This is a genomic window from Bifidobacterium sp. UTBIF-78, assembly GCF_006408945.1.
Taxonomy (GTDB): Bacteria; Actinomycetota; Actinomycetes; order Actinomycetales; family Bifidobacteriaceae; genus Bifidobacterium; species Bifidobacterium myosotis.
On sequence record NZ_JFAO01000027.1, the window covers coordinates 1 to 25,343 of the forward strand.

The 25,343-nt window shown below is 63.3% G+C and carries 20 protein-coding genes; 5 read left to right on the forward strand and 15 right to left on the reverse strand.

Going from position 1 to position 25,343, the window contains the following annotated elements:
• Nucleotides 1–297: 297 nt before the first annotated feature.
• The gene (locus tag BG22_RS06865; protein ID WP_140494366.1) at nt 298–567 is read left to right on the forward strand and encodes a hypothetical protein; all 270 of its coding nucleotides are present in this window, start codon (nt 298–300) and stop codon (nt 565–567) included.
• Nucleotides 568–743: 176 nt separating this feature from the next.
• Here the strand turns inward: BG22_RS06865 and BG22_RS06870 are convergent, their stop codons facing one another.
• The 6 genes from BG22_RS06870 to BG22_RS06890 all read right to left on the reverse strand — a co-directional run bounded on the left by BG22_RS06870 (nt 744) and on the right by BG22_RS06890 (nt 9,276).
• A complete protein-coding gene (locus tag BG22_RS06870; RefSeq protein WP_258186257.1) occupies nt 744–1,937 on the reverse strand; it encodes an LpqB family beta-propeller domain-containing protein in 1,194 nt (397 codons plus the stop codon).
• 10 nt (nt 1,938–1,947) lie between these two features.
• Nucleotides 1,948–2,484 carry a hypothetical protein gene (locus tag BG22_RS11190; RefSeq protein WP_258186258.1) on the reverse strand — a complete coding sequence of 179 codons (537 nt, stop codon included), beginning with the start codon at nt 2,482–2,484 and terminating at the stop codon, nt 1,948–1,950.
• Nucleotides 2,481–4,214 carry an MtrAB system histidine kinase MtrB gene (gene mtrB / locus BG22_RS06875; RefSeq protein WP_140494368.1) on the reverse strand — a complete coding sequence of 578 codons (1,734 nt, stop codon included), beginning with the start codon at nt 4,212–4,214 and terminating at the stop codon, nt 2,481–2,483. The genes BG22_RS11190 and mtrB overlap by 4 nt, the downstream gene beginning before the upstream one ends.
• Complete coding sequence (gene mtrA / locus BG22_RS06880; protein WP_140494371.1) at nt 4,214–4,939, reverse strand: MtrAB system response regulator MtrA; 726 nt, start codon at nt 4,937–4,939, stop codon at nt 4,214–4,216. The genes mtrB and mtrA overlap by 1 nt, the downstream gene beginning before the upstream one ends.
• A gap of 108 nt (nt 4,940–5,047) precedes the next feature.
• Nucleotides 5,048–6,415: a replication-associated recombination protein A gene (locus BG22_RS06885; RefSeq protein ID WP_140494373.1), complete on the reverse strand. Its 1,368-nt coding sequence runs from the start codon at nt 6,413–6,415 to the stop codon at nt 5,048–5,050.
• 221 nt (nt 6,416–6,636) lie between these two features.
• Complete coding sequence (locus BG22_RS06890; protein WP_258186259.1) at nt 6,637–9,276, reverse strand: RNA helicase; 2,640 nt, start codon at nt 9,274–9,276, stop codon at nt 6,637–6,639.
• 99 nt (nt 9,277–9,375) lie between these two features.
• On the opposite strand from BG22_RS06890, the gene BG22_RS06895 reads away from it, so the two are divergent.
• On the forward strand, nt 9,376–10,515 hold the full coding sequence (locus BG22_RS06895; protein ID WP_181163428.1) for a zinc ribbon domain-containing protein: 1,140 nt from the start codon (nt 9,376–9,378) through the stop codon (nt 10,513–10,515).
• A gap of 11 nt (nt 10,516–10,526) precedes the next feature.
• Here the strand turns inward: BG22_RS06895 and BG22_RS06900 are convergent, their stop codons facing one another.
• From BG22_RS06900 to BG22_RS06920, 5 genes are all read right to left on the reverse strand, one after another.
• Complete coding sequence (locus tag BG22_RS06900) at nt 10,527–12,008, reverse strand: phosphatase PAP2 family protein (protein ID WP_140494398.1); 1,482 nt, start codon at nt 12,006–12,008, stop codon at nt 10,527–10,529.
• A 391-nt stretch (nt 12,009–12,399) separates the two neighbouring features.
• On the reverse strand, nt 12,400–13,659 hold the full coding sequence (locus BG22_RS06905) for an amino acid ABC transporter permease (protein WP_258186260.1): 1,260 nt from the start codon (nt 13,657–13,659) through the stop codon (nt 12,400–12,402).
• A gap of 4 nt (nt 13,660–13,663) precedes the next feature.
• Nucleotides 13,664–14,341: an amino acid ABC transporter permease gene (locus BG22_RS06910; protein ID WP_094667211.1), complete on the reverse strand. Its 678-nt coding sequence runs from the start codon at nt 14,339–14,341 to the stop codon at nt 13,664–13,666.
• Nucleotides 14,341–15,180 (reverse strand): glutamate ABC transporter substrate-binding protein, encoded by an 840-nt coding sequence (locus BG22_RS06915; RefSeq protein ID WP_140494377.1) that lies wholly within the window; start codon nt 15,178–15,180, stop codon nt 14,341–14,343. Before BG22_RS06915 ends, BG22_RS06910 begins: the two co-directional genes overlap by 1 nt.
• Before the next feature lie 213 nt (nt 15,181–15,393).
• Nucleotides 15,394–16,248: an amino acid ABC transporter ATP-binding protein gene (locus BG22_RS06920; protein ID WP_375137708.1), complete on the reverse strand. Its 855-nt coding sequence runs from the start codon at nt 16,246–16,248 to the stop codon at nt 15,394–15,396.
• A gap of 295 nt (nt 16,249–16,543) precedes the next feature.
• On the opposite strand from BG22_RS06920, the gene BG22_RS06925 reads away from it, so the two are divergent.
• Nucleotides 16,544–17,140, forward strand: a complete 597-nt coding sequence (locus BG22_RS06925) for a hypothetical protein (RefSeq protein ID WP_140494378.1) — start codon at nt 16,544–16,546, stop codon at nt 17,138–17,140.
• Nucleotides 17,130–17,462: a transcriptional regulator gene (locus tag BG22_RS06930; RefSeq protein ID WP_094667214.1), complete on the forward strand. Its 333-nt coding sequence runs from the start codon at nt 17,130–17,132 to the stop codon at nt 17,460–17,462. The genes BG22_RS06925 and BG22_RS06930 overlap by 11 nt, the downstream gene beginning before the upstream one ends.
• Nucleotides 17,463–17,953: 491 nt before the next feature.
• Here the strand turns inward: BG22_RS06930 and BG22_RS06935 are convergent, their stop codons facing one another.
• From BG22_RS06935 to BG22_RS11195, 4 genes are all read right to left on the reverse strand, one after another.
• Nucleotides 17,954–18,955 (reverse strand): AraC family transcriptional regulator, encoded by a 1,002-nt coding sequence (locus BG22_RS06935; RefSeq protein ID WP_140494380.1) that lies wholly within the window; start codon nt 18,953–18,955, stop codon nt 17,954–17,956.
• A gap of 82 nt (nt 18,956–19,037) precedes the next feature.
• Nucleotides 19,038–20,246: an MFS transporter gene (locus BG22_RS06940; protein ID WP_140494382.1), complete on the reverse strand. Its 1,209-nt coding sequence runs from the start codon at nt 20,244–20,246 to the stop codon at nt 19,038–19,040.
• A gap of 313 nt (nt 20,247–20,559) precedes the next feature.
• Nucleotides 20,560–21,111: a YbaK/EbsC family protein gene (locus BG22_RS06945; protein ID WP_140494384.1), complete on the reverse strand. Its 552-nt coding sequence runs from the start codon at nt 21,109–21,111 to the stop codon at nt 20,560–20,562.
• An 805-nt stretch (nt 21,112–21,916) separates the two neighbouring features.
• A complete protein-coding gene (locus BG22_RS11195; RefSeq protein ID WP_181163429.1) occupies nt 21,917–23,803 on the reverse strand; it encodes an ATP-binding cassette domain-containing protein in 1,887 nt (628 codons plus the stop codon).
• A gap of 498 nt (nt 23,804–24,301) precedes the next feature.
• Between BG22_RS11195 and BG22_RS06955 the strand changes: the two genes are divergently transcribed.
• Entirely contained in the window at nt 24,302–25,294 is a 993-nt protein-coding gene (locus BG22_RS06955; RefSeq protein ID WP_140494387.1) for an endonuclease domain-containing protein, read from the forward strand.
• Nucleotides 25,295–25,343: the final 49 nt, after the last annotated feature.

The window sequence follows — 25,343 nt, forward strand, 5'->3', positions numbered from 1 at the left end:
CCCCAATTCTTCATGAAAACTCCTCCTCGAGCAGTTACTCTGAATGATCTTTCATTCACATTGATGACGTCTTGTCATCGACAATCTCAAGTATGGAACGAACAGCGCGGTTGTTCAATCGTGAGCGGTAACAGTTTGATAACAGGTTTATAACAAATCGATAACAGTGCGGCCGAACCGCGAGAATACGCCGTTTCAGGCATGGAAAAAGGCCATAATAGACCGTGGTTGCGTAGTGGCAATGCCGCTCGTCAACCGAGCGACAGAGCCGCCGACTCAAGTAAAGGAAAGGTTATTATGAACACCGTTTTTCTCATCATCAAGCAGATTGATGGCGTCAAGCACCTGGCCGGCGTGGCCGCCACCATCGGCGACGCGGCTGACCTGCTGGCCAAGTGGGAGCCGGAGTGCCCGGACAACTTCAACTTCCTCGGCACCAAGGAGGAGTATGGCGTGACCCGCCACCTGTTCAACATCCCGTTCAACATGCAGTACCTCATCTACGAGGTGCCGATGAACTCCGCGGTGCCCGCCGAGCTGTTCAAGAAGGAGTACGGCGGTATCTGATCCGCCCATTCGGACGGGCCGCATCGCTTGCTTTGCCGACCTCGCCCAGTATCACTCGCCCAGTATCAGCGGAAAAGCCTCCCCGCGTGGAATGCACGCCGGGAGGCTTTTCCGTATGGATGTCGTCCGGAAACCGGCCACTGCACAGGATCACCGCACACAGTCACTGCACAGGGTTACTGCACCCCCAGCGCGGTGACCTGACTGTCGGCGATGGACCAGGAGCCGTCGAGCGACCCGGAGACCGAACGCACGATGCCGGCATCGTCCAACACGGCAAGACGGCGGTACAGACTGATCTGCCCCGAAGCCATGGACACCACGGCGGCATCGGGAAGACGCTGCACCTGCGCGGGCCCGGGCACCACCTGCCTCCACGCCTCCTGATGTCTATCCTCATCGTTGGGGGCCGTCGCGTACACCAGATTGAGATCGTTATAGAAGGTGAGCATGCCGACGTTCCTCGCGACGCTCACGGTGATGGGCGTCTTGGACAGTCCGGTCACCGTGTCGTTCCCGTCGCGCGCCACGCCGATCATCAGCACACCGTTGCGCTCTTCCCCCGACACGGCCAGCGCCAGACGCTCGCCTTCCGGCGAGACGGCGAGCGCGGTGACGACGTCACCGGCCGCGAGCCAAGGCAACTGGATCTCGCTCTCCTTGCGGTTTCGGGATACGTAGAGCGCACGTCCGTTGTCGGCAACCGCCCATATCTCGCCGTCCAGCCCTGCGGCGACGGCGCTCATCGCATCGCCGTCGAACATCCGGCCGCAAGCGGAACCGTCCTTCTCCAGGCATTCCACGATGCCGTCCGCGCGCAATACCGCGCCTCCCGCAGAGTGGAACGCGAATCCCTTGGCGTCGTCGTAGCCCGGCACCTCGCCCACGCGCAGCGGACTTGAGCTGGCCAGGGAGACCACATGCCCGCCGGTCAGCGTGTAGACGCTCACGCTGGGCTGCTCGGTACTGAGCTTCACCTCCGCATCGGCATCGGAATAGTCCACGCCGTCGCCCGTGACCTTCAGGGCGTATTCGGTATTGCCGTCACCCAGCGTCAGACGGATGCGATGCACGAGGATGGCCCGGTCCTCGGCGGTGAGCGTACCGATGCCTTGGGTGAGCTGGACCGTGATCGTGCTGTCCTTGAGCGGCACCGAATCCACGGCGAGCGTGGTGCCGCCGGTGACGGACTCTCGCACCGCGCCGGACAGCCATTCGGGCACATCGTCCAGCACTTCCTTGACCGCCTGGGTGCGCCAATTGCGCCAACTGAGCCAGCGCACGTCCGGCACCAGCTGCCTGCCAGATGCGGCGACCTGGTAGACGGATACCTGACGGAACACCTGCTCGAAATCCGCGGAGGAGATCACCACACCGCCGTCAAGCGAGGAGATACGCCATTGCCCCCTTCGTCTTGATGAGCGTATAGGCAAGCTTGCGGGTCTTGGTACCATCCTCGGGTCGGTACAGACCGTGCTCGTCGAGCGAGCCGACCACCTGCAGCTCCACCTCCACGATCAGCGAGCTCTCCGCGCCCTGCGGCGCGCCCATGGTGTTCGCGCGACGCCGGAAATCGGGCGTCCCCTCGTACACCACGGCCGCCGTGTCGCCGTCCCAATCCGAGGATGCGGACGGCGTGAGGAACTGACGGGCCACATGGTAGCCGTCCGACTGCACGCCGGCTGGCATGGCGTCGTAGAACCCCTTGACGATGGTTTCGGGCTGGGCGTCGTCGGAGGGAACCTCCGGATTGGTGTATACGCGCCGCGTCTGCTGTTGCGCGGGGGCGAATGTCTGCACGGCGCCTTTGGTGGGCAGACCGAGCGGGCTGGAGCACGCCGACAGCGCCAGACAGCAAGCCAGCGCCGTGCCCGCAGCGGCAATCACACGCATGACGCTTCCGTTCCTCTTGCTCATAGCGGCCTTCCCATCATGCTGTCGACGGTGTCCCGGCGACTCTCCTGTGCTACGGCGACATGGCTCTCCGCCACCCCGAACCCTCCGGCGATACGCAGATCGTCCGGCTTTTCGGAGGCGAAGTCCACGGGCAGGTCGGCGTCCGCCACCTCACCCTGATCGGGGTCGCGCGGCAGCAGCACCAGAAACCATGTGCCCTCCCCCAGTTTGGAGCGCACACGGATGATGCCATGGTGCAGCAGCGCATCGGTCATCGCGATGGACAGACCCAGACCGGTGCCGCCGGTGACCCTCGAGCGGGAGGGATCGCCTCGCCAGAACCGGTCGAAGACATGGGAAACCTTGTCTTCGGCGATGCCGACACCATAGTCGCGTACGCTGATCGCCACGGCTTTGCGGTTGGCGGCGATGCGCACCTCCACCGGACGGTCTTCGGCGAAGTCGACGGCGTTGGCGAGCAGATTGCGCACGATGCGGATCACGCGGCGTGAATCGATGCGCGTAAGCACCTGAACGTTCGGCAGATACAGGTGGATCGGCACCTGTTTGGCCTGTGCGATGCCCGCCACCTGATCGGCGGCGGTGGACACCGGCTCGCGCAGGTCGGTCTCGACCAAGTCCAGTGCGGCGTATCCGGCGTCGTAGCGGGAGATCTCAAGCAGATCGGCGAGCATGTCCTGGAACCGGTTGATCTGCCCGGCCAGCAGTTCCACCGTGCGCTTGGCGGACGGGTCGAAGTCGTCCTTCTTCATCTCGAGCAGATCGGATGCCATGCGCATGGTGGTCACCGGCGTGCGCAGCTCGTGGCTCACATCCGAGACGAAGCGTTTCTGGGAGGCGCTGGCCTCCTCAAGCTCGTCGATTTTCTGGTTGAGCGAATCGGCCATGGTGTTGAACGAATGCTGCAGCACGCCGATTTCGTCCTTGCGGTCCACCGTCACGCGCGTGTCCAGCTCGCCTGAGGCCAGCACCTCGGCGGCGGATGCCACGCGCTCGATCGGTCGCACGATGCCGCGGATCACCAACCACATCACCACGCCCACCATGATGGACAGCAGCACGCAGATGGCCACCAGATTGATCTGGATCTGGGTGAGCGACTGCTGTTGCAGCGTGTACGAATAGATGGCGAAGAACTCAAGGTTGCCCGCCACGCCGAATTCGAGCGTGGTTCCCAGGACCGCGCCCGGCGTGCCCCCTCCGGGCATGCCGGGGATGCCCGCCATCCCCGATTCGAGGGTCAGGTCCACCGGCTGATAGAACACGTTCTCGTTCACATCGGAGGCCACCGCGGACCGCATGTCGTCGGAGATCAGCGGTTCGTAGCTTGGCTCGGTGGAGACGGGGATGATGGACCGCGGCGAGGAGGTGTCCCGGCTCCACAGATAGACCCCGACGAGGTTCGAGGCGCCGTCGGACTGCAACGTGGAGGCCAGATCATTGGCCAGCTGCTGAATCTGCACCGTTGCGGACACGTCCGCCGCGTCAAGGCTGGTCTGCGCCTGCTGGATCATACTGGAGTAATCCGCCCGAGACTGCGAGGTGATCTGCGTGAGCAGCGAGACGCGCACGGAGACCATCGAGACCATCGACAGGACGATGGCGACGGCCAACGTCAGTATCACCGTCAACGCCACCGTACGCGCCTGCAGCGAACGGCGCACCTCGGAGCGCCCGTGGCGCAACAGCCGTGTGAAGCTGAAGCTGCGACGCAGTTTCGGCACGTTCATCAGCCCTCGGGGGTGACGAACTTGTAGCCGATGCCGCGCACGGTCTGGATGATCTGCGGATTCTCCGGATCATCCTCCACCTTGGCGCGCAGACGCTGGACGTGCACGTTGACCAGGCGCGTATCGCCCGAATTCTCATATCCCCAGACGTTCTTGAGCAACGTGGAACGGCTGATGGCCTCGCCCGGCGCAGCCGCAAGCACGAACAGCAGCTCGAACTCCATCGGCGTCAGGCCCAAGTCCTTGCCGTCCTTGGTGGCGGTGTGCTCGAGCCGGTCGATGACGATCGAACCGCGTTCGAGATGGTTCTTCTGCGCGGCGGACGAACCCGACGCCGAACCGGCCGCACCCGCTTCGCCTGCGGGCCGTGCGATGCGGAAACGCGCGCGGATGCGGGCCAGCAGTTCGGCCACCTTGAAGGGCTTGGGCACGTAGTCGTCCGCACCTGCCTCGAGTCCGGCCACCACGTCGAGGGTGTCCGATTTCGCGGTGAGCATGATGATCGGCACATCGGAAACGGCGCGGATGCGTCGCGCCACCTCGGTGCCGTCCAGTCCCGGCAGCATGACGTCGAGCAGAATCAAATCGGGTTTGACGGTCGGGAACATCTCCACGGCCCGCATGCCATCCATGCAGGTCACGGTCCGGAACCCCTCGTTTTCCAGCACCAGACTCAGCATTTCGCCGATGGCCTGATCGTCATCCACGATGAAGATGGTCGTCATTGCCCTCTCACGCTCCTCTAGTCATGCCATCATCTCCGATGGTTCTCCGTCATTCCGCCGACGGCCTCGCCACCGGCATCGTTACCGCTTCGTTACACTGTACTCCCCTCATCCCTCCCCGTGAAGGATGGGACGGATCTTGGCCAGGCGCTGGCTCACCTCGTGCTCGTAGCCGCGGTCGTTGGGGTGGTAGTACTCCGTGCCGCGCAGCACCTCGGGCATGTACTCCTGCGGAGCCACCGCGCCGGGCCAGTCGTGCGCGTACTTGTAGCCCTCGTGGTTGCCCCACTCCTTCATGAGCTTGGTGGGGGCGTTACGCAGGTAGAGCGGCACCGCGCCGATCTTGCCGGCGTCCACGTCGGCGAGCGCCGCATTGATGGCGTTGTAGCTGGCGTTCGACTTGGGCGCGGTGGCCACGGCGATCGTCGCCTCGGCCAGAATGATGCGCGCCTCGGGCATGCCGATCATCGCCACGGCCTGCGCGGCGGCCACGGTGACCTGCAGAATCTGCGGGGCCGCAAGCCCGACCTCCTCGGCGGCTGCGATCATGATGCGCCGGGCGATGAACCTCGGGTCCTCGCCGGCCTTGAGCATGCGGGCCAGATAGTGGATGGCTGCGTCCGGGTCGCTGCCGCGCATCGATTTGATGAACGCGGAGATCACGTCGTAGTGGTCGTCGCCGTCCTTGTCGTAGCGCACAGTGGCGGTGTCCATCACGTTGGCCACGACGTCCGGTGTGATGATGGGACGGCGGGCGCCCTTCTTGCGCGCCTCGTCGCCGGTGACAGCCCCGGCGGCCGCCTCGAGGATGGTCAGGCTCTTACGCGCGTCTCCCCCGGACATGCGCACGATGTCGGCGATGGCCGCGTCCGTGGCCTTGACCTCGCCTTTGAGTCCACGGTCGCTGGCGAGGGCGCGAGTGACCAGTTCGGTAAGCTCGTCCGGCTCCAACGATTCGAGCTTGACGACCACCGAGCGGGACAGCAGCGGTTTGATGACCGAGAAGCTGGGGTTTTCGGTGGTGGCTCCGATGAAGGTGACGTCCCGGTTCTCGACGGCCGGCAGCAATGCGTCCTGCTGGGATTTGGAGAACCGATGCACCTCGTCTATGAACAGCACGGTCTCCTGACCGCGCGAAACGAGCCGTTCGTGGGCGCGGGCGAGCACGTCGCGCACATCCTTGACGCCGGAGGTGACGGCCGACAGCTCCTCGAACACGCGGCCGGATTGCCCGGCCACGATGGTGGCGAGTGTGGTCTTGCCGACCCCGGGAGGTCCGAAGAGAATCACCGAGCTCGGGGCCGTGAGGCTTCCCTTGCTGGCCGGATTGGCGAGGCGGCGCAGGGGGCTGCCCTCCCCCAGCACATGCCGCTGCCCGATGACCTCATCCAACGTGCGCGGCCTCATGCGCACCGCCAACGGCCTCGTGACCGACTCAGGCGCATCCATCACCCCAAACAGATCGTTCTCGTTCATGGTCCCACCCTACCGCACTGCTCGAACATCCGTTCGATGACGGTGCCGACGCCCTGAAGGGACGAGGGACGGTACGTGGGGACTGTATGTACGCGTCCCGTCGAAGGTCCCGCATACTTACCGTCGGTTTCGGGCCTCTGAGCGACTGTATGTACGCGGCCGCTTCGTCGCGCCGCATACATACAGCCCCCGAAGTCCCCGAGAACGCCTGCACAGAGCCCCTAGTTGCCGACGCTGTAGTCGTAGAAGACCACTTCGCCGCTCTCCTGGGTGGCGTCGAGGTCCACGACGCCTTCGATGGCCCAGTCGTGGTCGCCATCGGAGTCGTCGATGATCTGGCGGACCTTCCACGTATGCTCGTCGCGTTCGTGCGAATCATCCAGCATGAATAGCTTGGGCGAGCGCGCGGCCGCGTCGATGCCCACGTATTCATGCTCGTCGTAGTAGTCGTCGAGCGCATCCTCCCATTCGTGCACGCCGTAGCCCCAGTCCTTGTCGAGGGCGCCGAGCGCCTCCGGATCGTCGAGGTCCATGAGCTGCACGCGGCGGAACAGGGCGTTGCGCACCAGCACGGTGAGACCGCGACGGTCCTCCACCACCTCGTCGCGCTTGCCGGGCGCCGCGAGCGAGGCGGCCGCCTCGGAGGCGTCGGACGAATCGGCGCCGGCGCTTTCCCACTCGTCCACCAGCGAGGAGTCGATGGAACGCACGAGCACGCGCAGCCAGGCGATGATGTCCTTGAGCTGCTCGTCGCGCTTCTCCGGCGGCACGGTACGGGCCAGCGTGCGGTAGGCGTCCGACAGGTAGCGCAGTAGCGTGCCCTCGGAACGGGCGATGTTGTACCGGGCGATGTAGCCGGTGAAATCGGAGGCGGTCTCCACCATGTCGCGCACCACGGATTTAGGGCTCAGGAAGTAATCGTTGGCCCACGGCACATCGTGGCGGTACTGGTCGAAGGCGGCCTCAAGCATGTCCTCCAACGGCTTCGGGTAGGTGATCTCCTGCAGCTTGTCCATGCGCTCGTCGTAGTCGAGGCCATCGGCCTTCATGTCCGCCAGGGCCTTGTCGCGTGCAGCGCGTTCCTGCGCGCGCAATACCTGCTTCGGGTCCTCGAGCGTGGCCTCGGCCATCGAGATCACGTCCAGCGCGTAGGTGGGCGACTCGGGGTCGAGCAGCTCCAGCGCGGCCAGCAGGAACGGAGAAAGCGGCTGGTCGAGGGCGAAGTCGTCCGGCATGTCGAGCGTCATGTAGTAGTTCTTGCCGCCGTCGGAGCGGGGTTCGGTCTCGATCACCTCGGTGTCGAACAGGGTCTGGAAGATTTCGTCGGCGCGCTGATGCAGATGCTCCTTCTGATCGGGGGTCTGCGCGGAGTCGTCGATGAGGTCGTCGATGCGCTGGCGGGCGTCGCCGCCCTGCTCCACCTCGTTGAGCACCATCGAGTGCGTGATCTTCAGGTGCGGGACCAGCGTTTCTGGCGCGGCGTCGATGAGCTTGTCGAACGTGTTCTCGTTCCACGTCACGAAGCCTTCGGGCGCCTTCTTGCGCTTGACCTTCTTGAGCTTCTTCGGGTCGTTGCCTGCCTTGGCGAGCGCCTTCTGGTTCTCGATCTCGTATTCGGGCGCCTCGGCGATCACCAGTCCTTCGGTGTCGAAGCCCATGCGCCCCGCACGTCCGGCGATCTGGTGGAACTCACGAGCCCGGAGGCGACGCATCTTGGTGCCGTCGAACTTGGTCAGGGCGGTCAGCACCACCGAATGAATCGGCACGTTGATGCCCACGCCGAGCGTATCCGTGCCGCAGATCACCGGCAGCAGGCCCTGCTGGGCGAGCTGTTCGACCAGACGACGGTAGCGCGGCAGCATGCCGGCATGATGGATGCCGACGCCCGTGCGCAGCAGTCGCTGCAAAATCTTGCCGAACGCGGTGGTGAACTTCACGCCTTTGATGGCCTCGGCGATGGCCGCGCGCTGCTCCTTGCTCGACACCCCGGTGGAGGCGAGCGCCTGTGCGGTCTCAAGAGCGGCATCCTGCGAGAAATGGACCACGTAGATCGGCGTCTCGCCGTTGCGGAAAGCAAGCTCCACGGTCTTCTCGAGCGGGTCGGTCGTGTATTCGTAACTCAGCGGCACCGGGCGCGGCGCATCGGCGATCACGTCCACGTCCGGGGTGTCGTTGAGGTCGGCGAGCTTGTCCGCGATGGCGTCCACGTTGCCGAGCGTGGCGCTCATGAGCAGGAACTGGGTCTGCGGCAGGGTGAGCAGCGGCACCTGCCATGCCCAGCCACGCTCCGGATCGCCGTAGTAGTGGAACTCGTCCATCGCCACAAGGCCCACATCCGCATGTTCGCCCTCGCGCAGGGCCTGATTGGCGAGAATCTCCGCGGTGCAGCAGATAATCGGCGCGTCCGCGTTGATGTGGCTGTCGCCAGTGATCATGCCCACGTTGTCACGGCCGAACACTTCGACGAGGTCGAAGAACTTCTCGGAGACGAGCGCCTTGATGGGCGCAGTGTAATAGGAGCGGCGGCCTGTGCACAGCGCGGCGAAGTGCATGCCAAGCGCCACCAGTGACTTGCCCGAGCCGGTGGGCGTGTTGAGGATCACATGGTCGCCGGCGAGGATGTCCATGATGGCCTCCTCCTGATGCGGCCACGGCTCGATGCCCTTGACGTCCGCCACCCAGCCGAAGAACCGTTCGTAGATGTCATCGGCCGTGAGGTTGCGCTCCCGTTCGTCACCGTCCCATTCGGGGGCGAGCCGGCCCAGCGAACCGTAGGCCCTGTCGTCGTCCTCGCCGCCACGGCCATTGCCGTTGTCCTCGCCACGCACGTCCACGTCGTCGTATTCCTTCTCGTCAGTCATGCTTCCCCAGCTTACTAGCGTTCGGGGAACGGGAGCGCCCCGCGCCGTACAATGGGGAGGCACAGGTCCGGCAGCGGGCCGGAGAGGGGAAAATCGGCCATGAACTGTCCTCAATGCGGCACGCCGCTCGAGCCCGACAGCTTGTTCTGTTCCGAATGCGGCTATCATCTGTCCGATGCGGAGGCGGCACAGGCGATGCAGGCGGCACAGGCGGCACCATCACTGTGGCCGACACCATCAACGTATCCGGCATCGGCGGCACAGGCGGCACCAATCCCCCAGCCTGTGCAGCAGTCGGGCATCCCCACCCAACCGCTGCCGGTCATACCCGGGCTTGGCGCCTCCCTATCCAATGGCCTATCCAAGGGCCCATCCAACAGCGCGGACGCCAATGCCTCGGCGGCGGGCGCGGCAGGCAATCCCCCAGCGTACGCCAGTTACGCCACATCCTCCGGTGTGCGCCCGCCCGCCTCGGCGGCTCCCGGCTTCGCGACCACCACGGCCACGGCGACCGGGCTGACGCGCGGACAGAAAATCATCGTCGCCTTGGGCGGCATGCTGGTGGTGCTGTTGATTGTGCTGTGCGTGATGCTATGGATGTCGATGTCCGGCTCGTCCGGTGCACCCGACGCCGACCCCTCCACGACTTCGCAGTCCAGCGAATCCGGGGCGTCCGGCAATGCGAACGGTTCCTCGAAGGATTCGAACGGCACTTCGGACGGCGATGCGTCGAACGGTTCCTCTTCCTCATCCGGTACATCAAAGAACTCCGGCACATCCGAGGATCAGAACGGCGACTCCGATAAGTCCGACAGCCAGTACGGCTCCACGAGCGAGCCGCCGTCCTCCACGCTCAAGTCCTATTCCAAGAACGGGTTCACGGTGAGCGTGCCGGACAATTTCAAGGAATACGGCACCAGCACGAACGAGAGCCCCGGCTACACCTTCACCGGTTCAGGCATGGAGATCACCGCTTGGCGCGTGGCCAACAACGGCGTATCATCCGCCGAAGAGCTCGCCCAACTCAAAGCCAGTGCGAAAGTGGACGTCGCCTATGAGCTCGACGCAGACCCGTCCGTCTATGTCAGCTACGAGCGAGACGGCGACATCTATTACATCCGCGAGATCGTCTCGGACGAAGGCATCATCGGCGTGCAGCTGCGGTATCCGAAGGCCCACCGTTCCATGTACGACTCGCTGACCGAGACCATCCCGCCCACACTCACATTCACCGAGTGATCTGAACTCGCCTACGCCTTCCGCCGCCTGACAACGGTGACTGCCACGCCGGCGATCACGGCCACGGCCAGCGCGACGCCCACGGCGATAACCGCGGAGCGCTGAGCGGTATGCATCGTGGCGAGGTCCGGCCCGGCGGCTGCCGCGCTGTTCTCACCGGCGGCCGCGTCGGAGGCGGGGTGACCGCCCTTGTCGGCGTACTGCGCATTGACCACGGTAGGGCCGGTAAGCGCGACCTGATCGGCGGTTTCCACTTTGGTCACATCGCCGTTCTCATCGAGAGTCACGCGGGCGAACAGGGCCTTGGCCCAATTGATGCGCTGCCAGCCGTCGCTCGACTTCCACAATGGATAGCCGGAATCAAGCGCGGTGGCCTTGAGGATGGCCTCGCGCTGGTCGGCGTGCAGCTGCGGGTAGGCGAGCCGCAGCACATCGGCCGCTCCGCGCGGCGCCTTGAATTCGGCACCCGCCTCGGACTTGACCTGCGGGAAGGTGTAGGTCATGCGCGCGGTGTAGACACGCACGGCGGAGGCCTGGTCCTTGACCGGTTCGGTGGCCACCGGATCGAGGAAGTCGTTGGAATATCCGCCCGAACCGTTGGCCTTGAGATCGGCGATGCACCCGGCGAGCGTAGAGCCATGGCCATCGGCCTTGCACCGTTCGGTCAGGTAGTCGCGCAGTTGTCGGGCGGCGGGCACGATAGCCGAGGAGTATTCGTTGTGCCAGTACTGCCCGTTCTGCGCGGAGGCGCCGATGCGCCCGCCCATGATGTCGAGCGGGTAATGGACGCCCAGCACAATGCGGTTGTTGCCTGCCTCGGAGGCACGGGCGAGGATCTGCGGGGCCAGCTCGGGCAGGATGCCGGCCAGCGCAATGCCCCACGAATAGGCTGCGGTGGTGTGCCCGGAGGGGTACGAGCTGTTCTTCTGCAGGTTGGAGTACCCGGGGATGTGCTCGAGCCACGAGGGCGACAACTTGATATCGAGTGTGGCGGGCAATCCGGCAAGGTCGTTGGTGCCGTCGAAGGTGCTCACGCTGCGGTCGAGGTACGGTCGGGGATGCATGGCCGCCCTCTTGGATTGGTAGGTGGAGGCCACGTTGAACTTGAACAGGTCGGAGATGCGGTTGAGTCTGCCCTGCTTGAAGCCCTCGCTCATGTACTTGCCGAGCACCGGTCCGAGCGCATCGGGCATGGTCTCCTCGCCGTACAGGTCGGAGTCGATGAGGGCGCGTTTGCGCTGGTCGGTGAGTCCGTTTTGATCAGCCCCTTCGGCCGCGCGATGGTTGATGTCGAGGGTGATGTCCTCGTCGAGCTTCATGGTCGTGGCATCCAGCACCTTGCCGCCCTGCTGCTTGCTTTTCGGCGCCTGCCAGTAGTCCTTCTCGTAATCGGAGAGCAGGGCGACCCAGTCCGGGTTCGGCAGTTGGTCGGCTTGGGCGACGGCAGGGGTCGCGGCCGACAGGGCGAGCGGGATGAGCAATGCCGTCGTCATCAGCGCTGCCAGCGGGATGCGGGCGCGGGATCGGGAACGAGCACCGGCAGGGGCGCAGGCGCGGGAGCAAGCATGGGCAACGGTACGGACGGCGGCCGGGACGCGCACGGAACCAAGCCCGGAAACGAACACGGCGGATAGGTTTCGGAACAGCTTCATGTGTTCCAACCTATCCGCCGTGCCGCTACGTAGTGCGGAAACCAGTCGAATACTCGGTGAACTCTTCGTGCCGCCCTAGCGCACGGCTAGTGGCCCGTCGCTCCGCATCAGAGAGAATCCACAACGGAACGGAGCCGGCGGTCAGCGCCATGAAGATGAAGCACAATCGACATATCTCACGGAGCTACTCCTCATTCTGCTGAGCCGCCGGCGGTCATCACTATCCGAAAAATCAGATCTTCGGACGCCCTCCGAGGTCAGTGTGCCCCTTGCCGATGTCGTTGCCGCGCTTGAAGTTGCGCTCGATCTTCGGCATGGGGTCGACATGACCGGTCTTATGCTGCTCGGCTTCGGACGCCCCGCCATCGCCATGCGCATGACCTTGCGACCCCTTCGGCTTGCGCTTCGGCTCGGGCATGAGGAACGCCGGGAACTCGCCGGTGGGCGGATCGATCTGCGACTCAGGCTGCGTGGCATCGTATCCCTGCTCGTACCGGGTGCGACGCCAGTTGCGAATCGAGGCATTGGTGCCACGGTGATGCACATGGTACTTGCGCGGCGTGCCGCCGAGCGGCAGTTCCTCGACCTCCTTGGCCACTGCGATCTGGTTCACGTTGGAGGCGTCGCCGGCCGCGATGGGCGCCACCGGTTCGGGTTCGGCAGGTGCGGCGGTGCGCTGCTGCATACGAGCGGGCAGCCATTCGGCCAGTCGCGACAGCAGCCAACAGGCGATGAAGTAGATTACGGCCGCCATGACCAGCGTCTGCAGGATGTTGAAGTACATCGAGCCTAGACGGCGCGATTCCTGCAGCAGGTCGGTGTACATGATGATCGAGCCGAGCGCGGTGTCCTTCAGCACCACGACCAGCTGGGTCACGGCCGCCGGCAGCATGGCGTACACGGCCTGCGGCACCTCGATGGACATCAGCGACTGCGATTCGGTCAATCCCAAGGCAAGCGAGGCCTCGCGCTGGCCGTTCGGCAGATTGCCGACGCCGGAGCGCACCAGCTCGGCCACAACGGAGCCGTTGTAGAGCACGAGCGCCAGCACCACAGCCCAATAGGATGGACTCGGCAGACCGGCGAAGGCGAACCAGCGCCAGAAGAAGATCATGAGCAGCAGCACGGGCACGGCGCGGCAGAACTCGACGATGACTGCGGACACGCCGCGCACCAGCGGGTTCGGCAGCAGTCGTCCGACGCCGAAGACCAGACCGAACGCCACGGCGCCGATCACGGCCACCACCGTGGCCTTGACGGTCATCCACAGGCCCGGCAGGTAGAAGTCGGTCCACGCCTCACGCTCCAACGCAGGCTTCCACAGCTCCCAGCTGAGCTGGTTCTCACCGTCCGGCGGATTGTGCAGACGCATGAGGATGAGCACGAGAACAACCGCGAACACCAGACCGGCGATCCAGTTGGCGATGCGGATGGTGCGCCGGCCCTTGGGACCGGGCGCGTCGAACAGCACGGAATTCGAAGTATCGGCCATGACGTCACCTCCTCACGGCGAGCTTGTTGGACAGGTACGTGGTGAGCATGCCGATCGGGATGATCAGAATCACGTAGCCGAACGCGAAGATCAGGAAGATCTGGACGATCACGTCGGGGCGGAACTCAATCATCTGGCTCATCAGCGAGGACGTCTCCGTGGAGACGGACGCCGCGGCGGCCACGGTGGAGTTCTTGAGCAGCGCGATGAGCGTGTTGCCCAGCGGCGCCACCGAACCACGGAAGGCCTGCGGCAGGATGATCTCGGTGGCGGACTGCATGAAGCCCAATCCGAGCGCGCGTGCGGCCTCGGCCTGTCCGAGCGGCACGGTGTTGATGCCCGAACGCAGCGATTCGCACACGAACGCCGCCGTGTACAGGCTCAGGCCGGTCACCGCCAGCCAGAAGAAGTTCGTGGCGAAGGTATCGGAGAAGGTGAGCTTCAACTGCGCGTAGGCGCCCAGCACCATGAACACCATGATGATGGTGAGCGGCAGGTTCTTGAACAGCTCCACGTATGCGGCGGCGACCGCGCGCAGCGAAGAGATCGGCGAGATGCGCATGACCACGAGGATCACGCCGAGGATCAGCGAGAACAGCGCGCTCCACAGGGTCAGTTCGATGTTGACCAGGAAGGCGCCCGGCACGTCGTATTGGCCGAGCAGACTGAGGAATCCGTTCATCAGGCATCCTCCCCCTCATTCGGCGTGGGCGGGTTGTAGCGCACGTCAGGCGTGTAGTTGGTGCCCGACGTGTTGTCGCTGACGGCCTTCTCCCACGAACCGTCCTGAATCATGTCCACGATGGCGTTGTTGATCTTGGTGGCGAGCTTCGTATCGCCCTTCTTGATGCCCACGCCGTAGTATTCCTGCGTGAACGGCTTGCCCACCACCCGGAGCTTGCCGCGCGACGCGGAGGCCAGGCCGGCCAGGATGATGTCGTCGGTGGTCACCGCATCCACGATGCCGGAGAACAGTGCGGTGGCGCATTCGGCGTATCCGGGCTGCTCCATGAGCTGCACCTCGGAGGCGAACTTCTCCTTGACCGTGGCGGCCGAGGTCGAGCCGGTGACGGAGCAGAGCCTCTTGCCGTTGAGATCCTGCGGGCCGTTGATGGACTGGTCGTCCTTGCGCACCAGCAGGTCCTGGCCGGCCACGAAGTACGGGCCGGCGAAGGACACGGCCTTCTTGCGTTCGTCGGTGATCGAATAGGTGGCGAGGATCATGTCCACGTCACCGTTCTGGAGCATGGCCTCACGCTGTTTGGACGGGGCCTCCTTCCAGACGATCTCATCCTCGGAGTAGCCGAGCTTCTTGGCGATGTACTTGGCCACGTCCACGTCGAAGCCGACATAGGTGCCGGACTTCTTGAAGCCGAGTCCGGGCTGGTCGAATTTGATGCCGATGCGAATCTTGCCGGTCTCGTCCGCGCCGCATGCGGCCAGCGACATCGTGCAGGCCACGGCGGCGAGCGCGGCTATCGTCCGCACGGCCATCCGTTTCATGGTTCTGGTGAAAGTCATATGCGTATTTGCTTCCCTTGCGTTCTTCCTCTTCGTGTTCCTTGAGCTCTCGCGTCCTTCGCCCGTCGCCGATGGACGAACCCCTGCCGGTACTGGGCATCCGTATCGACCATCTTGCGGCTGCCGATGCGACCGCACCGAGCGTGTTCCGTGGTTCGCCTCATATCCGAACGATTCCGCCGGCTTGGTGGACCGTTCCGGCGAATCCCGGCGTCAGTGGGTGAGGATCTTCGAGAGGAAGTCCTTGGCGCGCTCGGTCCGGGGGTGTTCGAAGAACTCGTCGGGCGTGTTCTCCTCGAGAATCCGGCCCTCGGCCATGAACACGATGCGATCGGCGGCCTTGCGCGCGAAGCCCATTTCGTGGGTCACGCAGATCATGGTCATGCCCTCGTGCGCGAGTTCGACCATCACGTCGAGTACCTCGTTGACCATTTCCGGGTCGAGCGCGGAGGTGGGCTCGTCGAACAGCATCACCTTCGGGCGCATGGCGAGCGCGCGGGCGATGGCCACGCGCTGCTGCTGGCCGCCGGAGAGCTGGGAGGGCATCTTATTGGCCTGCGAGTCCACGCCCACGCGGGCGAGCAGGTCCATCGCCAGATCCTCGGCGTCCTTCTTGGCCATGTGGCGTACCTTGATGGGGGCGAGCGTCACGTTGTCGAGGATGGTCTTGTTGGCGAAGAGGTTGAACGACTGGAACACCATGCCCACCTCGGCGCGCAGGTTGGCCAGTTCCTTGCCCTCCTGGGGCAGGGGCTTGCCGTCGATGCGGATGTCGCCGGAGTCGATGGTCTCGAGTCGGTTGATGGTGCGGCACATCGTGGATTTGCCGGAACCCGAGGGGCCGACCACCACGAGCACCTCGCCCTTGGTGACCCTGAGGTTGATGTCCTTGAGGACATGCAAATCACCGAAGTGCTTCTCGACGTGGGTGAGCTCCACCAACGCGCGGTTCGGGTCCTCAGCGCCGGGCACAAGCGGGGCAAGAGGCTTGGCGTTGGCTGCATCCGACTTGGCTTGAGTTGTGGCTGTCGTGCGCGAACGCACTGCTTCCATGTTCGTTTCAGACATGAAGGGGAGGATAACACAGCTCTGTTTCCTGCGTGTTCACATCATGTCCACATATTGACCGGGACGTGGACCACGTTGACTGCATCAGCCGTTCATGCGGCGCGTCGTCGCTGCAACGAATTTGCTTTACTCGAAGTAAAGAGTTATGCTTTACTTGCATGCAAGTAAAAGTGATAATCACACCGGAACGCAACCAGCCAATACAACACCGTCGAGGCAACGCGGCACATACGCAACGCCATCAAACGACCCGTTTGAACCATCCCAACAAACCAGCTCACGGACGGAGACCACCATGACCACCAACAAGCCCCACATCCCAACTTCGAACGACACAACCGACCCGACCGCCATCGACCGCACCGCGGCCACGAATCTTCTGGCCCAGTTGCAGCAGGACCGCGAGGTCAACGCCGACCGCATCATGGCACCGAAATGGTACTACGCTATCAGCGGCCTGATCGCGATGATCGTATGCCTCACATTCAGCGACTTCGTATCCGAGATGGGCTTCCACTCCGACGCCAGCGGATGGTGGATCGGCGCGTCGCTTCCCTCCGCCGACATAATGGAAATCATCCTCCTTCTAGTGGCCTCGTACGTCGGACTCCAGGTGAACGCCTGGCGCGCACGTCAGATCGGCTCAGACTTCGACACGTTCGGAGGGCTGATTGCCCCGCGTAATGCAGCGATGTGGGCGATGGCGGTGGCGCTGTATGCACTCAGCCTCCTCGGATTGGTCCTCATCCTCTTGGGCGGCCTGGGGCTGCAGTGGCTTCCCGACCAGACGTCGGTCATCACCCTGGCAATGGGTGCGCTCGGCTGGTTCGGCGAATACGGCTACGACCGCTACTGCGCCCGACTCGTGAAGCGGGGTGACTATGTCATCTGATCACACACACAGCAGCGTCGAGCCCCGCTTCGACGAGATCATCCACGAACCGATGCGACTGCGTATCTGCGGACTGCTCTCCGGCATGAAGGAGGTGCCGTTCGCCACAATCCGCGAAACGCTCGGACTGAGCGACGCGATGTGCTCACGGCACCTCAAAACCCTCGCCGACTGCGGCTACGTAATCCTGACCAAGCGCCGAGGCGAATCGAACCGGCACATGGTCGTCTGGGCGAGCATCACCCCCGAAGGCAGGACCGCGATGACCGCGCATCTCGCCGCCCTGCGCGCCATCGCAGCCGGAGACCTGCTCGACGGCTGACGCACCGAAACGATTCAGTCACCCCATTGCCCAAGCGTCCACCGCCAACAATCCGATCATCACATTCCCATATAGTTCGGCGAGTCCGAGGGCCGTTGCGAAACGGCTGACGGACCCGCCGAATGCGTATTCCGTCTTCAACCGGGCGTTGGTCACAATAGACGGTCTCCGCCCCGGCTCTCCCGTCACCGCACAACTCCGAGAAAACGACAACGACAAAAAGAACCCGGCCGCAGAAAGAGGGGTGCGGCCGGGCGGTACGAGCACAGTGGACCAGGGAACGATGATATTCGGAAGAGGTGTTCCCCATGAAGTTCGTACGATTGCGATGATACGCGGGAAGCAGTCGTATGCACCGCGACGCTTTGCGGAGTGTATGAACACGTCCGACATGTTGGTTTCGTTGATATAGCAACGAAACCAACTGATTTCAGCGCAACCGTCACCGATACTTTTTTGACTTGTAATGTCACCTCATGGGACTTATCATCTCATCCCAAGCGGTGGGCCCGCCGGTATTCGGACGGAGTCATGCCGGTCTCCTGCCGGAACCGACGGTTGAAGTTCGACAGGTTCGCATACCCGCACTGCGCAGGTATCTCGGAAACCGAATCGTTGCCGGACACCAGCAACCGACAGGCGAGCGCGATGCGCAGTCGCCGCACGAAATCCGAGAACGTGCGGCCGCTTATCCGATGGAAGGCGCGGGAGAACATCGACGGGCTCATTCCCACGCTCGCCGCGGTGGATTCCAGACTCAGCGTACCGTCGGTCAGATGGATGGCCACATAATCAAGCGCCACATTCACGCGGTCATCGCCCTCAGCCAACCGGGAGCCGTCCGGCACATAGTCGTGCAGCAGAATCGTATGCCATTCGTCCCGCGGGGCTGCGGCGAACACCTGCACGAGTTCCAGCAGATCGATGAACTGGCTCAACCCGCTGTGCTCCCCCATGCGCTCCAGCAACCGCCACCCCTCGGCGGCGGACGCGCCGGTCAGACTGATCACCCGTTTCGACCGTTCCATCAGCGCGGCGAGCGCGGCGGTGTCCGGAATCATGCGGATGAGCTGTTCGAACACGCGCGGACGCACCTGACAGTACACGTCACGGTGCGGGAATTCGCGGGCGGTGTTGAGGTTGGAGAGCCACATATGCGGCACATTGCTGCCAATCATCGTCACCTGACCTGCGGCGAACGGCACCATCGCATCACCGATGAGCATGGTGCCTGGCCCCTCGCGGATGAGATGGAATTCGATGTCCTCATGGTGATGCCATCGGATGCTGGGATCGGGGTAGCCGTGCTGGTTCCAATGAATCACCGAATCGGCGGGAGGCATCACGAATTCGACCTCGCCCAGATCCTTCCTGCCCCGGAAGGCGTCGGCGTCCGGCAGTACACCGTAATACTCGCGGGGAACCGCACCGGACCGACGCTTCCCGCGTTCCTCGTCCTCATACGCAGTGGCGTCGCTGTTTGGTTTCCTCATATGAAAATCCTATAACCTTGTCGTTGTCTTGAATGTTGTTGCCTCGGGTGCGCCCCGATAGGACGCACGTCGCCTATGCCGCTCAATCGTCGATATGACGTCGCAACAGCAGGCTCAGCCCTGCGGCGGCGAGCGCGAACAGGGCACCCACCGGTCCCAGCCAAATCAGGCCAAGACACTCCATGGCCAGCCCGGAGACGGCGGACCCCAGTGCGATGCCGATGTTGTACGACATGGCATTGAGCGACGAGGCGAGGTTCATCGTCCCCGGATGGCTTGCCGCAGCCACATCCATGTACATGATCTGCGCAGGCGAGTTCTGCAGATACATGAACATGCCCAGCACCAGAATCAGCACCGCGCCCAACACCGGCACCCATTGGGCGCCGGCCAGCAGGCACAGGGCGACCGACCAAGCCAGGAAGACCGGCGTCATACGGGCCATCGGCTCCACTCCGGTGCCGCGGCTGGCGAATTTGGCGCTATGCAGGTTGCCCCATAGGCTGCCGATGCCGAATACGATCATGCCGGCGCTGACATACCGGGCGGGCAGACCGATCTGGTCACGAAGAATCACCGCAAGATATGTGTAGAACGCGTAGGTGGCGGCCGCACCGCAGATCACGGTCAGGAGTCCGATCTGGATACGACGGTCGAGGAACAGGATGAACTGCGAAAGCACCCTCACCTTGTTGGGCCTGGATGTGCGGGGCAGCAGCACAATCATCATCACCAGCAGCATGACCGTCAGGATGTTGATGATGTGAAACGCCCAACGCCAGCCGAAGGCGTTGGCAATCCATGTCCCCAACGGGACACCGGCCACCGCGGCGATGGAGAACCCGGAGAAGATCCATGAGATGAACCGGGTGCGGTATTCAGGCACCACCAGATCCCCGGCGTACGTCATATCCATGGCGGCCAACGTGCCGGCGACGGATGCGATCACCACGCGCGAGACGAACAACACCGGGTAGCTCGGCGCGAAGGCGCACATCAGATTGCCGACCAGAAACACCACGGTCAGAGCGATATGCGCCTTGTACCGCGAGAACTTGGACACCAATGAGGAGCCGATCGGCGTGCACGGCGCGTAGACGAAGGCGAACAGCGCCACCAGATTGCCCACGGTGGTGGATGACACCTTGAGATCGGCGGCGATATCCGGCAGAATGCCGACGACGATGAATTCGCTGGTGCCCAACATGAAGCTCAGGGAAATCAGCGTCACCACCGGCAACGTGAAGAAACGAGGGCGTCGCCGGGTGCATGCGATGGATGATTCACTCATGGAAGTGGTCCGTTTTCTCTCTTGATCAATAAGCCGAAGGCATGATAAGAGCAACGGGCCGCGTGACTCCACGGCGGAGATGCGGTGCGTTTGCGCGGTTCCATGGCTTTCCACGCCACTTTTTTCACCGCAAATGGCAAGTCAAGAAGAGCACAGGCACCGGTACTTTTTTGACGGATGTGGCACAACCAGCCGAACTGACGTGCATGATTCGCGGAGCCCCGGTACAGGGCCACCGAACCTATACCGGGGCTCCGTTGTTTGCTTGCGCTGACGGCTACCCGCCTACAACGGATCCTTGATATCGCTTCGGCTACCCGCGCGGCTTGCCGAGGGCGGGCACGAACCGCACGCCGGGGATGTCGGCGAAGATGGAGCCGTCAACCACCAGCTTGGACGGGCGGATGCCCGAGCCCAGATACAGCTTCGGAATCGAGAGGATGTGCTGGTCCACCAGCAGCGGCCAGCCGTCCGGCAGACCAATCGGCGACATGCCGCCCGATTCCATGCCGGTTGCCTCCACAGCGGCGTCGATGGGCGCGAAGCTCACTTTGGAGACCTCGAGCGTGTGCTTGACCACGCCGTTCAGGTCGGCGCGGGTATCCGCCGTGACGAACGCCGCGGCGAACTCCGGCGGCGCCTTGCGGGTCTTGTGCGTGTGGACCACGACCACGTTGCCCGTGATCTCGAACGGGATACCGTACTTCGGGCACCACAGATCGGTGTCCGACTCCTCGTCCGAATTGATGGTCACGCCAAGAATCTTGCTCTCCGGCACACCGGCCGCCACCAGCTCGTTGAGCTTGTCGAACACCGGCTTGGCCAGCAAATCGCCGTCATGCCAGTCCAGAATCTCCAACGTCATGTGCATCATCCCCCTGTATCGTCCGTCATGCGCCGTCAGTCATGTGCTGTCCGTCATTCGCGCGGCGGGCGCGCGTCGTCATCATCAGGCCGTTCTTCATATGGGCCCGATGCCTGCGGCGTCGTTCGCGGACATCGGCGTGAACGTGACCGTTCACACGGTCGTCCGTCGGCGAGCGCCTGCCGCCTTGCCCGCCCAGCATAGCGTCATCGGACGCGGACGGTGGCGGCGCGGCTATACGTTTTGTCTATGACCCGTTCCGCACTGCTGTACCGCCGCACCGATGGTGCCACGGATTGTCACGTGCCATTACACATCACATGCTGATGTGTCCACTGCGGCGCGCCCATACGCAGGAGTCCGGTCGTTCCCGTCGCGTACATACCGATGTGTCTGCTGCGGCATGCATATCCGCAATGTGTCCGACTGTTCCCATCGCGCACATGCCGGTACGCCCGTATGCGACACACCGGCCACACCATGATGCCACCCACGCGCCGCCCGCAACGTGATGTCCCACGCCATCCGTGCCGCGACGGCAATCGCACCCTCTACATCGTGACGTCGCCTGCATGCCACCCGCACTTCGCTCCACGGTGTAGGGATTGGCCCACCGTGTAGGGATTTCCCCATGATGTAGGGATGCGTTTTTACAAAATGGCGGAAATAAGCCGTTTTGCATCCCTACACGGTGGGAAGTTCCCTACATCATGGGAAATTCCCTACATGGTGGGAAATTCCCCACACGGTGAAGCAATCCCTACGCCATGGCCCTACACCATGTGGCAATCCTCAGGAACCGCCCCTACACCGCAGCCCCCTCCTCCGACACCCCAAAACCGGCGAGGCGCAGGAACCATTTGTCGTGGGACACCACAATCAGCGCACCGGGATACCCCGTCAGCATGCTGGCCAACGCCTTCTTGGACGACAAATCGAGATGATTCGTCGGCTCGTCCAACACGATGAGCTGCGGACGGGCCGGCAACGCCAGACACAACAGCAGCTTGCGCAATTCGCCGGGCGACGGGCGACCTGTCGCACGCAGCCTGTCCGGGTCCGCGTCGAGCCTCGCATACGTGCCAAGCACCTGCGCCCGAACATCGGCCGGCAACGCATCCAATCGCCGCATGGCATCCTCGCGATCCGTATCCGTGGTGTTCTGTGCGATGACCAGACGCGGCACATCGACGGTATGCGCCAGCATCGCTCGAATCAGCGCCGACTTGCCGGCCCCGTTCGGACCCGTCACTGCGATATGGTCCCGCGGTCCAATCGAAATCAACGGAATCCGCAATCCAACAGCCGACGATCCTCCCTGCGGCGGCATCACCCGAATGCGATCACCGGAATACATGACCCTTGATAATCCGGCACTGATTTCAGCACTGACCGTGTCAGTGGCAAACATGCCGGCGATAGCCGAGTCTGCGGCAATCTCGCCGGCAGCCGTCGCAGCAATCATACCGTCCGCCAACGGTAACGGGCCCGGAGACCACTCACCCGACGAGGCCACTGTAGCCATCGGATCCACGACACTTACCGGGGCCTTCGCACCTTTGCCCGCAATATCCGCTGCGTTCGCACAAACCGTGCCCACCATACCATCCGCCGAGGCCACTGCATCCGCGGCCGTACCACCCGTTGCCTTCGGAACGTCCTCAGCGACGTCCACGACGGCATCCGTAGAATTCGCGCCGAACGGAATCACGCCCGGACCAAGCCGAATCACCTCGCGGCAATGCGACGGCACGACGTCCAACCACAGCTCACCATCATATCGTTTCGCCGGTGTCGATATGTTCTCCGCACGCCGCCGGGCCTCGGCCAATCGTCCGTCGATCTGACCGTAGGCGCAAGTCACGCCACGGTCGAGTCCAGTCATTTTCGCCAGTTTCCGACGGTTCAACGCGTCATGATCATGCCGGTCGATCAGCTCGCCGTGGCTTTTGCGCGACTCCACCTGCTGCACCTTGGCGTATCGCTGTGCCTTCGCGGCGGCCAGACGGGCGATTTCGCGCCGGAGCGCGTCAGCGTTGGCCGCATTTGCCGCGTCGCGCATGCCAATCTGCGCCACGGCCTCGGAATATCCGCCGCGGAACGTGCTCAACACCGTCACGTTACGGGAACCGACATGCCGACGTTCGAACATCACGCAACGGCCGCATACGGCGTCAATCAGGTCCACATCATGCGAGACCACGATGCCTATGCCGCGATACCGGCGCATTGCAGCGATGATGCGGTCTCGCGTGTCGGCGTCGACATGGTTCGTCGGTTCGTCGAGGATCAGCACATCGGGTCGCAACGTCAACGCACAGGCGATCTGCACACGTTTGCGTTCCCCGCCGGACAGTCTCACGAACGCATACGGCCAGTCATCATCCAATTGCAGATCGTCACGCACGGCGATGGCCTCGGGCGACCAGTCGGCCGCGAAATCCTCGAGGTTCGCCGGCCGGACAGCGATATCCTGCGGACAATACCCGATAACCAACCGCCGGGGATTGGGCGTCACGGTTCCCGAATCCGGGCATAGTTCGCCGCGCACGATCGACATCAGTGTGGATTTACCGATGCCGTTGTCGCCGAGCACGGCCGTCCAACCCAGCGGGAACGTTGTGCCGACGTGTTGGAACAGGGGTTCCGGCGCGTGGGGATAGGTGAAGGTGACATCGTTCACAGTAAGCATGGTTGGTTGCATAGTCACGCCTTTCGCTCATGGCGTGCCGCGATGGTCAGGCTGGGCTCGCGCCCGGTGATGACGGTATGGAACCGATGGGGAACGACGACAGGCCCGCTGTCTGTTTGCGGTTCATCGATGCTGACTCATGCATCGATGTTGACCCATAATGCAGCCGATACGACCCAGTGACTCAATCCCTCGAATGATGACACGCGGCGGCACGCTTCAACGCGTGGGTTCCGCTTCTTACCGTCATCATTCACAGACGCAACGTCGATCGATTCCTTTCGCCGGTCTCCTTGGCATATGGGGAAGACCTCCAACAATGCACGCTCACGATATAACCGACTTGTGACATGAGCAAAGTCACGAGCGGCAACTGCATCGCGGCTCTTCGTACGCATGTTCGTCATTCGCATCGCAGAAGCGAACCATGCACGTTGAGTTATCCACATTGCCCGTTTTCATGCCGATGCCGCTCGCGAATCGGTTATCATGCCCGGCATGAGTACCGCATACAACTATCGTGAGACGACGCAGTCCGGGGAAATCCAGAACTACGTGCGTCAGGACCTCTCCGCCCAGTCCGCCGCGAAATCGGCGGACTGTCAGACACTGCTTTCGCACATGCGCACCGACCGAACCATCTGCTTCTCGCTGCATACGGCGCTGGAGCTCTATGCCATCGAACGCCCACGACGCTGCACGCTGCCGGCGAGCGATTTCTACATCACCACCCGGGACCACAGACACCGCTCCACGATGAACAACGTCTTGTATCGAACCTGGAACCAGCCGTTCGCAATATGCACGTTGACGAACGGCCTGACATGCGTGCATCCGCTGGATACGTGGATCCAGTACGCGCAATATCTTGACCTTGACGAGCTGGTGGTGCTCGGCGAGGCAATCGCCCGACGGTTCCGGTATTCCGTCGATCAGTTCCGGAACCGGCTTGCGGCGTTCCAGCGCATCGTGGGACGTCTGCGCTGCGAGAAGGCGCTGGAATTGCTCCGAACCTCCGATTCCGTCCAGGAGACACGCGCCCGGCTCGCACTGCTGCGGTTCGGACTTCCCTCGCCGGGCATGCATCACGTCATCACCGGGGCGAACGGCAATGTTGGATACACCGTTGATATGGCGTATCCGGCCAGCAAAGTATGCATCGAATACGATGGCGACCATCACCGTCGCTTCCGCAGCCAATACGTGCGGGACCAGCGCAAACGCCGCGAATTGCGGGCCATGGGATGGACGGTTATCGAGGTGTTCGCCGATGATCTGTGGAACGAGCCGAATCAGCGCGAATTCGCGCAGCATGTCGCCAACGCGTTGCATGTTCCGTTCACCGGCCGGCCGGAACGCCCATTCCGAGCGCTGGCCGACCCGACGATTGCGGTCAACGCACGTCAAGGCGAACACCAGCGGCGCGCATGCAGGCAAAATGACGCCCGTTCGCAGCCGCAGCAGCCCCACGGTGTAGGGATTACCCCATGATGTAGGGATGCGTTTTTGAACAATGGCGGAAACAAGCCGTTTTGCATCC